We start from the raw sequence: 17,063 nt of genomic DNA, 5'->3' as shown, positions 1-17,063 counted from the left end.
TGGACTATATTTGCAGTTCAGTTTTTATTTAATTAGATAGTCCAGATGTTACGACCTTGGTTGATGCAGTTGAAAATTGACAGAAATGGTACTCAAGCCATTTATATTCAAATAGCAGATAAAATTATTCTGTATATTAAAAATGGAGTTTTGAAGGCAGGCGAAGCACTCCCGGGCACTCGCCAATTATCGATAGAGCTGAAGGTAAACCGTAATACTGTTGTAAAAGCATTTGATATTCTTTTGGCCGAAGGTTGGTTAAGTTCATCTGAACGAAAAGGGACTTTTGTTTCAATGAATTTGCCCATTAAAAAGCCTGTAAAAGCAAAAGGTGAGCAACGGATACAAACGACAGAAATTTTCAGAAATGATTTAATTTTTTTCGATGATGGTTTGCCAGACACAACATGTGCTCCTGTGAATGAACTTTCAAGGGCGCATCGTAGAATATTCAGTAAAAAGGCTAAATGGCAAGTGATGAATCTTGCCAGTGAGTTTGGCGATATTAATTTTAGAGAAGCTATTTCTAAAATGCTCAATTTCAATAGAGGTATGAGTACTACTGCCTATCAAATTTGTATTACAAGGGGTAGCCAAATGGCGTTGTTTTTAACAGCTCATTCCTTTTTGGAAAAAGGTGATATTGTTATGGTTGAGAATCCGGGATTTAGGCCTGCCTGGGACGCTTTCAGGCATGCGGGAGCTAATTTGGTTCCTGTCCCTGTGGATGACAAAGGTATTTGTACAGAATATATAGAGAATATTCTTAAAAAGCATTTGGTAAAAGCCGTATATATAACACCTCATCATCAATATCCAACAACGGTTACACTCAGTTTGGAAAGGAGATTAAAATTAATCGAACTTTCAAATAAATATGGCTTTACAATTATCGAGGATGATTACGACAATGAGTATCATTTTGGGCAGCGCCCCGTTATGCCTGTTTCTGCGCATGACGGTATAAATAATTATGTATATATAGGAACGTTAAGTAAATTAATAGCTCCTGCTATTCGTATTGGATACATTTATAGTACAGTATCATTTGTAAAGAAAGTAGGGGAGTTACGGAAGATTATAGATATTCAAGGCGATAATATTATGGAGCAATCTATATTGGAATTAATCGATTCAGGAGATATTCGCAGACATCGTAAAAGAATGCTTGGTTTTTATAGTGAAAAGAAAGATTATTTTGCCTCTCTTTTGGATACCTATTTAAAAGATAAAATAACGTATAAAAGGCCTGATGGAGGGTTGGCATTTTGGCTAAAACCGAAAATGGAGGTTGATTTGTATCAGGTCAAAAAAATGGCTCATTCTAATTTAGTGGGTTTTTATACTCCTGAACGGTTTAGTTTCAATGAATCAATATCTGGAATCCGTTTAGGATATGCTTCTTTATCAAAAGAAAATTTGGAAAAAGGTCTTCGGGTTTTGAGTAAGTGTTTATAGTGAGGGTGTGTTTTGTCCAAGCAATGCAAGTCTTTTACTTTTGCGTATTATGATATAAAGTATTCCTGCGATTCAGAAGTATACAAAAGCTTTTTAGAAAAAAATAAGTATCGATTGGGATAAAGCCAGACAAATTATATCAGTAGAGTTGAGTTGCTTTTTTAATGTTATGATTTTCCTGATATGACTATAAAATTTTACTTTTGATTTTCAAAAAGGAGGAAGAATTAATTAAATGCCGGAAAAGGTGAATAAAACAGATGAAGGTATTTTATGGAAAACGATGAAGTCTGGCGACCAAAAATCGTTTTCAGAAATCTTCAAATTTTATTATCCGAAATTGTATACCTATGGCATCAAGTTAGTTCCTTTTAACGATTTTGTCCGGGATCAGATACAGGATCTTTTTATCAGTATTTGGCAGAACAGGGAAGGACTTGGTGAGGTGTCTAATGTAAAGGCGTATTTATTCATTTCTTTACGCCGGAGACTTTTTGCTTCAACAAAATCTAAGGTATACGCTGCTCCGTTAGATAGTATTTCTGAAAAAGATAGCAAAGCCTTAATTTTTGAGCCCAATGAATTTATTGATAAAGAGTTTATATCAAATAATGTAAAGGAAAGATTGATAGAGAATTTGAACTCCTTACCTGTCATTCAGCGGGAAATTATTTTTCTGAGGTTTTATAATCGATTGACATATAAAGAGATATCGGATATTGTTGATATGAAGGAGCAATCCGTAAAAAACAGTATGCCTAAAATTTTTCAAAAGCTTTCTGTCGGCATAACGGATGTTCCGAAGGAGGATATGGAAGATATGGATATCATGTTGTTCAACCTTTTTTTGCTCCTTTTAAAAAAATAAATCATTTTTTTGAAGTACTATTTTCTCCTTTTACACTCTATAGAATTAGATAAGGAATTTATTTAATTCGGGTATGTCATACAGAAAAGACTTCGATAAGCTACTTGCTGATGAAAAATTTCAAAATGCGATAATTGATTTTGACTCATTTGACAGAGAAGAGAAGGAAGCATTTATCAAACAGTTTTCCCTTACCAAAGACGAATTTGTTAAAGCAAGGACAATTTTAAATGGATTAAACTTTAAAGGAATAGACTTTTCCGATGAAGAATTGAATTACTTCTGGGAAAAATTAGGAATAGAAGAATCCAAAATTACGCTCAGGCCGAAACCGCAACATAGAAAAATAATAAGGTGGGTGAGTAAAGTTGCTGCAATCCTGTTTATTCCGTTGTTAATTACGTCCATCTGGTTATTTGATAAAACGAATGAATTACAATCATTTAAGAACGATGAAGTTGACCGGTTGACCGGGATCTACAATACCGTTTCTGCTCCTGTCGGAGGTAGGACAAAAGCAGTGCTCCCAGATGGTTCTGAAATTTGGTTAAATTCCGGTAGCTCGATACAGTACCCCATTTTAAACAAACCATCGTGCAGGGAAGTGAAACTAACCGGAGAAGGCTTCTTTAAGGTGGCAAAGGACAAGGATAAACCCATGTTGGTAACCACCTCCGGAATGCAGGTAAAGGTTTATGGCACCACATTTAATATTAATGCATACGAAGATAACCAGGACATAGAAACAGTTCTTATTGAGGGAAGTATATCCATCCAAAAGTTGGATGGGCAGGGAAATCCTAAGGATGTTGAATATGAGATGGCGCCGGGAGAGGCCGGAAAACTGAACAGGCAAAAAAATACCATTGCCATTGCGAAAACGAATAATTTGGAGATTTACACGGGATGGGTTAATGGAAGATATGTTTTCAAAAATGCACAACTCAAAAATATTTTAAAACGACTTGAAAAAATACATAATGTGCAATTTGTTCTGGAAGATGAAACTATAGGAGAATACTATTTTGATGCGACCTTTGAAGACCAGAACATCGATCGTATTATGGAAATATTCAGCGTTTCATTGCCAATTAAATGGAGGTCGGTTCATGCAAAGCAAAATGATGACCAAACGTTTTCAATAAGAAAAATTATCATATCAAAAGACAAAACAAGGAAATTACTATGACTATATAAAACCAAAATGCAGGAAAGATTGCCCTCTTCCCTGCATAAGTTCAATAAAGGTATAAACCTTAATTATTAATTAAGCATTTAAAAATATGAAAAAAGACTTAATGTTCTATGTACGAGTCAAGATTATTTGCTTTGTACAAAAAATTGGATTAAAAATGAAGCTAACATTACTTCTCTCCCTTGTAGGAATTCTGAACCTGGTGGCATCAGAAAGCTATTCTCAATTGGCCAGATTAACCATCTCGTTAAAAGATGCCACTGTGGAGCAGGTACTTACCGAGATAAAGGGAAATAGTGAGTTCGATTTTGTTTATAATCGTGATGCCATTGACCTGACCAGGAAAGTGGATGCGAATTACAGAGAGGAAAAAGTCGATAATATTTTAGATGATTTGTTTAAAAACACAAATGTAAAATATTACATTATTGACAGAGTCATCGTATTGTCCACTGTCTCAGGAATTGTAGTATCTGAAGCGCAACCTGCGAAGGTATCCGGCAAAGTCACCGACTCCGGTGGGCAACCACTGCCCGGGGTAACTGTTGTGGTGAAGGGCACAACACAAGGTACAGTTACCAATGCGGACGGAGAATACGCTCTCACAGATATTCCTGAAAATGGTATTCTGGTGTTTTCGTTTATAGGAATGAAGTCGCAGGAATTAATTGTTGGAAATCATACAACTATTAATGTTAGAATGGAAGAAGAAACGGTCGGGATTGACGAAGTAGTTGTAACAGCACTTGGGTTGAAACGCGACAAGAAAGCCTTGGGCTATTCTGTGGGCGAAGTTAAAGGAAGTGAATTGACTGAAACAAGCCAAGGAAATATATTGAATGCCATGGCAGGAAAAGTTTCGGGAGTAAAGATAAATCAGATGGACGGAACCTCAGGCTCCACTGTTAACATAGTTATACGCGGTGCTACCTCTTTAAATAATGATAATCAACCACTTTTTGTTGTGGATGGTATTCCGGTACAAAATCAACTTAATAACCTTTTTCAGGGAGCCGATTTAGGAAATGCCATTAGTGATTTAAGTCCTGATGATATAGAAAGTGTATCAGTTTTAAAAGGAGCGAGTGCAGCAGCTTTATATGGTTCTCGTGCAGGTAATGGTGTGATTCTTATAACTACCCGCTCTGGAAATAAAGGTAAACAAGGTTTGGGGATTTCTTTTAATACTACCAATACATTTGAAATACCATATAATTTTGTTTCCGTTCAAAATAAATTTGGCTCCGGAAACGACGGTGCACATAGACTACAACAGGAAGAAAATCCGAGTTGGGGGCCTCAGTTAGATGCAGGTGAAAACTGGGTGCAATGGAACAGCAATGGAGAGGAAATACCATTAGTCTCTTATCCTGATAGGTTTAAAGACTTTTTCAATACTGGTTTTACAACAACTAATAATTTGGCTATTGATGGAAATTATCAAAAAGGATATTTTCGTTTGTCTGTTGGGGATTTAAGAAATACTGGTGTAATACCTAATACTGATCTGAACCGATCGTCTATCAACTTAAATCTGGGTTATAAAATAACAAACAGTTTTACTATTACAACTAACTTCAACTGGTCGGAGTCTGGTTCAGGAAATAGACCAAATATTGATGGAGATGACAGAAATGCTGTAGTCCGAAGTTTGTATGAATGGGGAGCAGAGGTTAATATATTGGATTTAAAAGACTACTGGGTTAAAGGACAGGAAGGTATTCAGCAATTGAAATACAAAGGAAAACAAAATAATCCTTGGTTTATAGCACATGAAAATACACAATCTTTCAAGCGAGACCGGTTGACAACAAAAGTTCAATTTGATTGGGAATTAGCGAAGGAGTTAAATTTGATGGCCCGATTTACACGTGATGGGTATACTGAAGGACGGGAATCAAAGAAAGCTTTTAGTACCATGGGACAGGAAACAGGAGGCTACAATGTATCAGATATATATCGGAAAGAAACCAATTTTGAAATCAGCTTAAACTATAAAAAAGATTTGGGTGATTCTTGGAATTTGGATGCATTTATTGCAAGTAATCGAATGTATTCTTATTATAAGGCAATTGAAAATGATGCAGCGCAATTAGTGATCCCTGGACTATATACCATTTCGAATGGTGTTCCAGGGAGTGTTACCTACAATAGTTTCTGGTCAGAAAAAGCTATTTACAGCTTATATGGAATGACTTCTTTGGGGTTTAAAGACATGGTATATTTAGATTTAACTGCCAGAAATGATTGGTCGAGTACTTTACCCATCGATAATCGCTCCTATTTTTATCCCTCGGCATCATTAAGTATGTTGATTTCTGAGATGATAACAATGCCCAAATGGCTTACATTTCTGAAATTACGCGGAGGGATAGCACAGGTCGGGAATGATACTGAACCTTATAGATTATATCAATATTTCTCCACAGGCGAAGACTGGGGGACAGCTAAACAAATATTTATGGGAGGAACTCTCAGAAATAGTAACCTGGTACCAGAAAAGGCTACCTCGATGGAGGTGGGAGCAGATCTTTACTTTTTGAAAAATCGGTTAGGCTTGGAAACAACCTATTATATTGTGCAAAACCGAAATCAGGTATTAAGTATTTCACTCCCGGTTGAATCGGGAGCAACAAGTAAAATGATTAATACAGGACTCATTGAAAGTAAGGGATGGGAAATTGGACTAAAGACTACGCCGGTTATCGCGGGTAAGTTTAGATGGGATATGAATTTGAATTTTACACAAAACAGGACTAAAATAAAAGAGCTTGCCGATGGGTTAACGCATTTTGAATTTGCATCTGTTGACGGAGCAATGCTTAGAACTTACGAAGGAGGTTATATTGGGGATATTTTTGAACAGCCAATGTTGCGCGTAAAAGATGAAAGTTCTCCATATTATGGATACCCACTTCTTACTTCTAATGGCAGGTATCAGAATGACAATGATCCAAACAATATAGTAAAAATTGGGAATGCTAATCCAGACTTCGCCATAGGTATTCAACCTTCATTCAGTTACAAATCATTTTCGTTGTATGCAAATATCGACTGGAGTCAAGGAGGTGAATTCTATTCGCGAACAATGATGTTTTTCAACCATAATGGAGTACTTGATAATACTTTTTCAGGAATTGCCTACGATCCAAACAGGAGTATTGAGGAACAAATTAAAGAAAATCCGGAAGCATTTTTTGGTGAATGGGTAGGAGGAAGGACAACTGAATATGGAGGTTTTCCTTGGCCTTCAGATAATAACCGTCTTCAAGACGCAAGTTTTAATGTTGGAGTACGTGAGATTGTACAAAATGGTGAAAAAATTTATGTGGAAAATTTTGGAGGAGAGGGAACACAGTGGCAAACACCTATGCGAGCAAACCGGTATGCCAACCGTCCATTTCCAAGTCGGAATTTGTATGATGCCACCTATATAAAACTAAGAGAGATTGCGCTAACATACCGGTTCCCGAAATCTGTAAACGAGAAAATACATATTCAAAATTCCTCCGTTTCATTCATCGCAACTAACATGTTTCAATGGAATGCAGCAGGACTTGATATAGATCCTGAAAGAGCGTACAGAGCCAGACGCGGAGTATGGAATCAGGGTGTTGAATATTATAATGTAATGCCGTGGATAGGAACGCTGGGAATTAAGCTTAATGTTGAATTTTAAAATCTACGAATATGAAAATCATAAAAACAAGCTTGTATATATTGACAATAATAATGTTTATACCACTTTTCTCATGTCTTGATCTTACAGAACTTAATCAGGACCCTAATAATCCTGAGGAAGTATCTTCAAACTATATTTTAACCTATGTTTTGACAAATACAGCAAAAACTTACAGCAGCATGGGTGATTGGAACTCAAATGTTGCCGGTGCAATGCAATATATTCAGCAGGGGACCGAATTCCAGTCATATAGAATTAATCATTACAATTGGGATCGAGGATCATGGGCAAATTTCTATAATTTATTACGAAATGTGGAAATAATAAATGAGGATGCGATAAAAGATGAAAATCTGATGTTTGAAGCGATTTCACTTACATTAAGAGCATTTCTTTTCGGAACTGTGACAGATCTTTTTGGAGATTGCCCATACTCTGAAAGTTTAGAGGCTGATAATGAACTGTACTTCCCAAAGTACGATGAGCAAAAGGATATTTATAAAGGAGTTTTGGAAGATCTAAAAAAAGCTGATGAACTGTTTGCCAATCCTGGCATTAATGATTTTTTAATTGCTCCGAATTCTGATGTTTTGTATGGAGGTGACCCTGTAAAGTGGAGAAAATTCAATAATGCCCTTCGATTAAGATATTGTATGAGGCTTTATCATAAAAAAAATGAAATGAGTGATGCTGGGATAAATATTTTATCTGAGTTTAGTGATGCTGCATCCTTCACATTCACCGACAATAGTGACAATGCTGAAATTAAATATTTAGGTACAACATGGACTAATTCATTTTCGGGGGGACCATTAAATGAGTCAAATCCTCCGTTTAGGACCAAACCTTGTGCTACAATAGTAAATAAACTGAAATCGTTGAATGATCCACGTCTCCATCGCTGGATTACGCCGGTACAATACAAGTGGGATTCTGAAGTTACAGAGATGTCAGATAAATCAATTGCGAATTTATTTGGAGAAATGTACGATGTGAAATTTCGCCCCTTATCAGCCCAAAGTAACGTTGATACTTCATTATATGTAGGATTACCGATGGGACTAGCTGCCCAGGATGCTTTGAATTTTAATAAGGGCGATGATACAGGCTCTTACCATTCGGAAATGAGCCCATACATTTCGTTCTTACATGAACGTTTTCGGAAAAATACAGAAGAATACCTCAAGATGAACCTGATATCTTATAGTGAAGTAGAGTTTCTACTTGCCGAGGCATCAATACTTGGAGATTTTTCAATAAGTGGGAGTACTTCAGAACATTACAGAAATGGAGTGGTTGCTTCCCTGAACTATTGGGGAATTTCTGACGGAGTGAATGGATTTAGTTTTGAAGATTATTTTTCCAACGACAAAGTGGATATTGATACAGCTCCAGATAAGCAGGAACGGATAATTGAACAAAAATGGATATCACTCTGGTTTAATGTTGAAGCCTGGTTTGATTGGAGGAGAACAGGCTATCCGGCACTTGAAGCAGGTCCTGTGGCCGAATTTGGACCAGCACTTCCAGTTCGGTTTATGTATCCTGAACCAAATCAAGACGAAAAGTATTTGGTGAACTACGATGTTGCAGTAGGAAAATTGGAATCTACTATTTATGTGCCTGGCGGACAAAGTAAAGATCATCCATATTCAAAAATATGGTTGATTCAAAATACAGGGAAACCTTATTAAAGAAAAGGCAAGATTAATAAACACTTGATAATAAATATTTAGACAAAGCCGGAACTCAGGTCTTTTAAAGTCTGGAAAATTTCGGCTTTGCTTTTACTTAGGCACTCTACTGGGTTTATTTTTTAGGTTTTATATTAATTGAATAAGATTAATTGTACTTATATTTCAAAGAATCTTAGTGAGTTGATAAATAAGTGTTCTAATAATTTTGATTATTCTTTCAGAAGAAAACATTGGCTGATAATAATCCTGCTCATGAATTAATGAAAGCAGGGACTCTTCCTGTTTGTGATTTTAATACCTGCTAAAGTTTTTAATAACAATATTGATATATGAATAAGATGGTGGATGGGATTCCCCGGTTTCTGAGATTTGAATAATATATAATTCATTACAAAAATGGAAAGGATGAACTTTGTGTCTTATGTATTGATCGATAGATTTTTATTTGTGATATTTTTGTTGTTTTGCATTGTCCTCACTATTGATTCTTACGCTGGATTAAACAACAAAACAAATATACTTTTCATTTTAACAGATGATCAAGCTTCATGGGCATTTGGTGCTTCCGGAGATCCAAATGCCAATACCCCCAACATGGATAAATTGGCAAAAAAAGGGGCGATTTTTCGAAATGCTTTTACCACCACACCGGTTTGTAGTCCTTCCAGGGTAAGTATAATGACCAGCCGTTATGCAAGTGAATACGGTATTTTCGATTTTATTGTAAGTCCAACACATAGTTCTCTAACTTATGACCCCACTTATAATGCTGGCTTGGATCCTGAAAGTGTTACTTTCGCTGAAGTTTTACAAAAGGCAGGATACAAAACCGGTTTGGTTGGAAAATGGCATTTGGGAGACTGGACAGCAAATGGTGAAAAAAAATACCATCCTACAAACCATGGATTTGATTATTTTATGGGACTCACCGGTGGTGGAGTGTCCCCGGTTGATCCGGAATTGGAGCTAGAAGGAGAATTAAAAAAACTAAAGGGATTTACAACCGATATTTTAGCTGATTATGCCATAAAATTTATAAAAGAGAATGCAGATGATAATTTTTTATTATGTCTGAATACCCGTGCTCCACATACTAAATGGTTACCCGTATCAGAATCAGACTGGGCTCCTTTCGAAAATATGGACCCCATTCTTCCGAATCCCGGATATCCGGATCTGGATACTGAAAAGACAAAAAGGCGTATGCTGGAATATCTGGCTAGTACCAAGGGGATGGATAGGAATTTAGGCCACGTCATCAATGCTTTGGAAGAACTTGGATTACTTGAAAATACAGTAATAATATTTTTTTCCGATCATGGATACAATATGGGACATAATGGAATTGAGCACAAAGGAAACGGTAAGTGGATAACAAAAACGAAACCCTATCATACCGAAAATATTAAAAGAGGATACCGCCCAAATTTATATGATAACTCACTAAAGGTTCCCGCATTTATTTATTGGGAAGGAGTGGTTAAGCCGGGAACTGTCATCGAAAATACAGTCTCATCACTTGATCTTTATCCTACAATAGTTGAAATAGCTGGAGTTGAGCAACCCTATCATAAGGAGCATATTGTGAGAGGAAGAAGTCTTCTCCCATTAATTAAAGGAGAAAATGTATCCAATTGGGATAATAATTTTTATTCGGAGTACAGCATGATAAACTACGCCACAGCATTTTTAAGAAGTTATCGGAACCAGGATTGGAAACTGGTACGTGATTTTATGGATCCTGGCCGGGATGAGTTATATCACATTGCACTAGACCCTGAGGAGAATATTAATTTAATAAACCATTCAGGCGAGGAGATACAGGAAGTTGTTGATTTTTTGCATCAAAAGATAATTGAGCAAATGAAGTGTATAAACGATCCATTATTAGACGAAGTTCAGGTAAACAGAGAGTATTACAAGCAAACAAAATAACGTATCTTAAATGAATACTAAAAGAATGAAAACACTGATTATAAGTTTTGTTTCTATTGCTTCTTTATTTTTTTGTAGTTGCTATAAAACGCAGGCTAATAATAGGAATTTACCAAATATTATTTTTATCCTCAGCGATGATTTAAATTGGGGTGATACCGGAGCTTATGGACAGCAAAAGATTAAAACACCAAATATTGACCGGATAGCGAATGAAGGGATAAAGTTTACCAACGCTTACGCGGGCAGTTCTGTATGTGCACCGTCCCGGTCGTCGCTGATGGAAGGAAAGCATCAGGGGCATGCCCGTGTGCGGGGAAATATGTACAAAGGGTATCGTGAATCGCTGCAGAATGAGGATTTTACCGTTGCTATGCTGTTACAACAAGCAGGTTATAAAACAGGCCTGTTTGGCAAATGGGGACTTGCCTTGCATAACCAGCCCGGTATACCCAATAATATGGGCTTCGATGAGTTTTTCGGCTACCTTAACCAAAGGCAGGCACACACTTATTATCCGGAGTTTTTATACCATAACCGGGAAAGGGTCTATTACCCGGAAAATAATTTTCACTATAAAAAGGAAAACTATTCACGGGCAAGTTTATACGATGAAAATGGAAAATGTTTGCCGAACGGAATCGTAAATAATCCTTACAAAGTGACCAATTCATTTGACGAATACTGCAAAAGATCGCTTGATTTTGTTCGAGAAAACCATGAGACCCCTTTTTTCCTTTACCTGGCTTATACCATTCCTCATGGTCCATTAATTGTTCCTTATCTGGGAGAATATAAGGACAAAGACTGGCCCATTCAGCACAAAGAGTGGGCAGCCATGATTACACGCATGGACAAGGAAGTAGGTAAACTTTTTAAACTCCTCGAAGAATTAGAATTAGACGATAATACTATTATCTTTTTTGCATCAGACAATGGTAATACTTATGGTCAAGAAAAGCGTTATCTGGATGAGAATGAATCTCCAACCAGAAAAGACTTATTCAATCTTGATGCGCCAACCCGTGGAGAAAAAGGGGGCACTTATGATGGTTCTTTCCGTATTCCTGCCATGGTCCGCTGGCCAGGAAACATTAAACCCGGTCGGGTTAGTGACCATATCTGGGCATTCTGGGATTTTATGCCGACTGTGGCCGAAATTACAGGTGTGAAACTTCCAGTATACACCGATGGAATATCAATTCTCCCAACTCTCAAAGGAGAAGGGGAACAGGTAAAACATGATTATTTATATTGGGAATATAACCAGAACCAGGCAGTAAGAAAAAGTAAATGGTATGCGCACAAGAAAAATGGTAAAAAGGTAGAACTTTATGACCTGATTGCCGATCCCCAGCAAATGAACGATCTGAGCAACAGTTTCCCCTGTATTGTAAAGGAGATGAAAGGAGTGATGAAAAAATCACATAAACCCAGCGATGTGTGGCCAAGTCCCGGAGAAACCGAAGCAGAATTTACCAAACGGCTTCAAGAGAGGAATATTCGTAAACGGCCTGAAAATGTAGCGTTGTTTTAATTATAAAGGCAGACAATCGGATGAGGTATTTTATCGGTTTGAAAATGAATGAAATCAAGATTATGCAACATGTCATTTTATCGGTTATACTGGGGACAACCTTGTTTGTCTCATCGGTTACCGGTTCAGTGAAAGAAAAGCCCAATATAGTTGTTATTATTGCCGATGACTTGGGGTGGTCTGATGTTGGTTACAATGGGGCAGATTTCTATGAAACCCCGAACATCGACAAACTGGCGGCTGACGGAATGGTTTTCAACCGGTTTTACCCTTCTGCCGCCAACTGTGCACCGTCAAGGGCCAGTTTATTGACCGGCATGTATTCACCACGCCACCATGTTTATATTCCGCAAGGGGTGGCTAGAGGCGGCGATGTTTCCCAAATGCGGTTTAAAGTACCCACTCAAAACCAAAATTCTACTTTTAACACGTTTCCGGTAAGTATCAATAATGTTTCACCTGAATTTGAATCGCTGGCCGAGGTATTAAGTAAATCGGGTTATATTTCCGCCAGGTTAGGGAAATGGCATATTGGCGACGACAACCAGGGATTCGATGTGGTTTCTGCTGAGGGAGAAATTGGTAATTTTTCCAATTTCGGTGGCACTGAAGAACGTTATTACGATGATGTGCATGTGGCAGAAAGATTAACTGATGCCGCGCTCAATTTTATTGACGAAAATAAAAACAACCCGTTTTTTCTTTACCTCAGTCATTGGGAAGTGCATACTCCAATTGCAGCACAGCAAGAGCGGGTAGATTATTTTATTGAAAAATTAAAAAGGCGGAGTGGTAAGAATTTTGACCCGGTTTATGCTGCAGAAATTGAGCAGATTGATTTGAGTGTAGGCAGGTTTTTAAAGAAGCTCGAAGAATCCGGACTGGAAGAAAACACCGTTGTTATTTTTACTTCTGATAATGGCGGGCTTTCAAGGATTACCTCCAATTACCCGTTGCGTGCGGGAAAAGGAACGTTTTATGAAGGCGGAATTAGGGTGCCGTTGTGTATCAAATGGCCCGGTTTAGTTCAACCAGATTCTGAAACCGAGATTCCTGTCAACGGCGTTGATTTTATGCCCACCTTTGCTGAAATTGCCTCAGCCGCTCTTCCCAAAAATCAACCGGTTGACGGAAAATCGATTCTCCCTGTGTTAACCGGGAGATCGTTTGACAGGGAACGGCCCCTGTTTTTTCATTTTCCCCTATACCTTGGAGGACGAAAGGATGCGGTGTTACCTTCCTTTACTGGAGCAGAAAACTACTGGAGGGCGGTACCTTCCACAACCATTATTTCCGGCGATTGGAAATTGATTTATTACTATGAATATGAACGTTATGAGTTGTTTAACCTGAAAGACGACATTTCAGAACAAGACGATTTGTCTTCCGTAAAAACCAGAATGGCTCTCAGGTTGCTTAAACAGTTACATTCCTGGGTGAATGAGGTTAATGCACCTATTCCTGTTGTTTTAAATAAATAATAATTAACAGATGGGCAATCATAAGATGAGAGATATAGTGAGATTTTCTCTGTTTGCCGTAGGTTTTACATTTGTTTTTACCGGCGCATGCAAGAAGAATGAAGCAACACAGAATTATCCCAATATCATTTTCATACTGGCTGACGATATGGGATGTGCGCAACTTGGCTGTTATGGAAGTAATTATTACCAGACCCCCAACATTGACAAGCTGGCATCCGAAGGTATGCTTTTCACAAATGCCTATGCCGCTGCAGCCGTATGTTCTCCGACACGCGCCAGCATTATGACCGGAAAATACCCGGCCCGTTTACATTTAACCGATTTTATAGCAGGAAATATTAATGATGATTACCGTTTAAGTCAGCCCGGATGGCAAAAATTTTTACCGTTGGAGGAAGTCACTTTTGCTGAAGTTTTAAAAGAACATGGTTACAGAACAGCACATTTTGGGAAATGGCATTTGAGTCCTGAAAAAACACCGCCGGAAAGTTTACCATTTAACCCCGACAAGCAGGGTTTTGATGAATATTTTGTGACTTATAAACCTTCCGGGGATTTGGCACAACCCTGGCAGGATGCTGATACGGACGCTCACAACGTAGATACCATCACCAATCTGTCGCTCAATTTTATGGAACGTAATACGAAAAAACCATTTTTTCTGTTTGTTTCACACAACACCATTCACGATCCGCTCAAAGAACGTGCTGAAACTATTCGTAAATATGAAAATATGCAGGCATCTTCCAAACCGGAAAATCATCCTGTTTTAGCTGCCATGATAGAACGACTTGACAACAGTTGCGGAGAGATTCTCGAAAAGGTAAAAAAGCTTGGATTGGAAAACAATACTATTGTTATTTTTTTTGCCGACAATGGGGGAAAACACAGGTATGCCACCCAAACTCCTTTCAGGTTAGGCAAGGGCTGGTTATACGAGGGAGGTATCAGGGAACCACTGATTGTGAAATGGAAAGGTGTAGTGACGCCTGACTCCAAATCAGAATCAATGGTGATATCCAATGACTTTTTTCCGACATTTCTTGAAATGGCCGGAATTGAACACACTATAACCGAAAATATTGATGGGAAAAGTATGGTGCCGGTTTTAAAAAAATCGGAAACCGGAATCCACCAAACGGTTTACTGGCATTATCCGCACTATCACCTTGGCTCAGGGATGGCTCCGGCAGGTGCCATAAGAAGTGGAACCTGGAAGCTTATTGAATGGTACGAGAAGAGCTTGTTAGGTGATGAAGAAACATCTTTTGAATTGTATAATTTGGGAACAGACCAAGGAGAAACAGACAATCTTGCTGCCGATTATCCTGAGAAAACAATGGAACTGGCTAACCAATTGAATAAATGGAGGGAAGAGACTGGCGCCCAAATGCCCGATATAAATAAACACCCAAATTGGAAATAAAAATAAACCCTATGAAATTACCTGGAAAAAGTAAAATACAAATTCTGTTTATTTTAATTATTCTATTACCACCAAAACTGATTGCCCAACAAAATACTTTGTATGAACTTGGAGAGATAGTTCGCCTGGAATACAACAATCCCGAACTTGAGGTTGACTTGGGGGTCGGTCTTTGGGCATTGCCAATGCCAATGGATTTTGACGATGATGGGAAAATTGATATTGTTGTTTCGAGTGCTGCCCGCGGCGTATATAATGGACTCTATTTTTTTAAAAATTTAAATGATAATAAAAAACCTGTTTTTGAGCGACCTGTGAGGATAGGAGATGGACCAGTGCATATTCAGGCGTCCTATTCCAACAATGAACCAAGGGTTTTAGGTCCCGGAACTGAATACATTAATTTTAAGGGAAGAATTTTAAAACGAGCTGAAGGAATTTTTAATGCCGGAATAATTCATTCCTTATCAAAAAGAAAACGTACCAGCCAGTGGAAATATGTGGATTACGAAGATGATGGCGATTTAGACATAATAGTGGGAGTAGATGACTGGTCGGATTATGGATGGGATAATGCCTTTAATTTAAAGGGTGAATGGACGAAAGGCAAACTTCATGGGTATGTTATTCTTATTGAAAATGTAAATGGAGAATATAAATTGTCAGGGAAGCTCAAGGCAGGAGGCAAAACTATTGATGTTTATGGCATGTCAACTCCCAACATGGAAGATTTTGACGGAGATGGTGATTTGGATCTGATTTGTGGTGAGTTTATCGACAGGTTAACCTGGTTTGAAAATGTTGGCACGCGGGAAAAACCTGAATTTGCAGAAGGACGGTTTCTTGAAAATGATGATGGCATAATTCATTTCGATCTGCAAATGATATCGCCCGTTGCCTTTGATTGGGATAACGATGGTAACTGGGATTTGGTTGTTGGTAAGGAAGATGGGCGGGTGGCATTATTAAGAAATACCGGAGAAAGAAAAAGAAATATGCCTCAATTTGAGTCCCCGGTGTATTTGAAACAGCAGGCCGGATATGTGAAATTTGGAGTTTTGGCAACACCTTTTAGTGTTGATTGGGATGACGATGGTGATGAAGATCTTATTTGCGGAAATTCAGCAGGATATATAGGATTTATAGAAAATCTTGGTGGTGAAAATCAACTCGAATGGAATAACCCCGTTTACCTTGAAGCCGATGGCGAGTTAATTCGGATAATGGCCGGAGAAAAGGGGTCAATACAAGGACCAGCCGAAAAAAAATGGGGTTATACAACGTTGTCTGTAGCTGACTGGGATGGCGACGGGTTAAAAGATATCATAGTTAATTCCATTTGGGGAAAAATTGAATGGTATAAAAATATTGGAGTAAGGGGGACACCCAAACTTGCAAAAAGGAGGAGCGTGAAAATTGACTGGGAAGGGGGAGAAGTAAAAAAACCATCGTGGAACTGGTGGAATCCGAAATATGAAGAATTAGTAACTCAGTGGCGTACAACACCTTTTGCAATTGATTGGAATGATGATGGACTAATGGATTTGATCATGCTGGATCATGAGGGATATCTGGCATTCTACAAACGTTTTAGAAAAAATGGGAAATTGTATTTAAAACCAGGTAAACGCATATTTATGGATGCTGACAATAATGCGTTACTGCGTTTGTCAGAAAGAGAAGCAGGCAGTAGCGGAAGGCGAAAAATTTGTCTGACTGACTGGGATGGAGACGGGAAAATTGATTTATTGGCCAACAGTAAAAATGTTGAATTTTTTTAA

General features: G+C 38.0%; 10 protein-coding genes. All 10 read left to right on the top strand.

Features of this window, described 5'->3' with window-relative positions; genetic code table 11:
- Positions 1 to 45 precede the first annotated feature (45 nt).
- Positions 46 to 1,458, top strand: a complete 1,413-nt coding sequence (pdxR, locus tag D1164_RS10125) for a MocR-like pyridoxine biosynthesis transcription factor PdxR (RefSeq protein WP_119349848.1) — start codon at positions 46 to 48, stop codon at positions 1,456 to 1,458.
- A 247-nt stretch (positions 1,459 to 1,705) separates the two neighbouring features.
- Positions 1,706 to 2,326 carry an RNA polymerase sigma factor gene (locus D1164_RS10120; protein WP_172594415.1) on the top strand — a complete coding sequence of 207 codons (621 nt, stop codon included), beginning with the start codon at positions 1,706 to 1,708 and terminating at the stop codon, positions 2,324 to 2,326.
- A 73-nt stretch (positions 2,327 to 2,399) separates the two neighbouring features.
- Positions 2,400 to 3,515, top strand: coding sequence for a FecR family protein (locus D1164_RS10115; protein WP_119349846.1), 1,116 nt, complete (start codon positions 2,400 to 2,402; stop codon positions 3,513 to 3,515).
- A 163-nt stretch (positions 3,516 to 3,678) separates the two neighbouring features.
- A complete protein-coding gene (locus tag D1164_RS10110; protein ID WP_172594414.1) occupies positions 3,679 to 7,200 on the top strand; it encodes a SusC/RagA family TonB-linked outer membrane protein in 3,522 nt (1,173 codons plus the stop codon).
- A gap of 11 nt (positions 7,201 to 7,211) precedes the next feature.
- The gene (locus tag D1164_RS10105; RefSeq protein ID WP_119349844.1) at positions 7,212 to 8,897 is read left to right on the top strand and encodes a SusD/RagB family nutrient-binding outer membrane lipoprotein; all 1,686 of its coding nucleotides are present in this window, start codon (positions 7,212 to 7,214) and stop codon (positions 8,895 to 8,897) included.
- A gap of 399 nt (positions 8,898 to 9,296) precedes the next feature.
- Positions 9,297 to 10,835 (top strand): sulfatase family protein, encoded by a 1,539-nt coding sequence (locus D1164_RS10100; protein ID WP_206610978.1) that lies wholly within the window; start codon positions 9,297 to 9,299, stop codon positions 10,833 to 10,835.
- A 25-nt stretch (positions 10,836 to 10,860) separates the two neighbouring features.
- A complete protein-coding gene (locus D1164_RS10095; protein WP_172594413.1) occupies positions 10,861 to 12,372 on the top strand; it encodes an arylsulfatase in 1,512 nt (503 codons plus the stop codon).
- 44 nt (positions 12,373 to 12,416) lie between these two features.
- Entirely contained in the window at positions 12,417 to 13,853 is a 1,437-nt protein-coding gene (locus D1164_RS10090) for a sulfatase (RefSeq protein ID WP_172594412.1), read from the top strand.
- A gap of 10 nt (positions 13,854 to 13,863) precedes the next feature.
- Complete coding sequence (locus D1164_RS10085) at positions 13,864 to 15,282, top strand: sulfatase (protein WP_119349841.1); 1,419 nt, start codon at positions 13,864 to 13,866, stop codon at positions 15,280 to 15,282.
- A gap of 11 nt (positions 15,283 to 15,293) precedes the next feature.
- Positions 15,294 to 17,063 carry an FG-GAP-like repeat-containing protein gene (locus D1164_RS10080; protein WP_206610977.1) on the top strand — a complete coding sequence of 590 codons (1,770 nt, stop codon included), beginning with the start codon at positions 15,294 to 15,296 and terminating at the stop codon, positions 17,061 to 17,063.

Source organism: Mariniphaga sediminis (assembly GCF_003573545.1).
Lineage (GTDB): Bacteria > Bacteroidota > Bacteroidia > Bacteroidales > Prolixibacteraceae > Mariniphaga > Mariniphaga sediminis.
The sequence above is the reverse complement of the archived record's forward strand: the minus strand, read 5'-3'. Positions and strand labels throughout refer to the sequence as shown.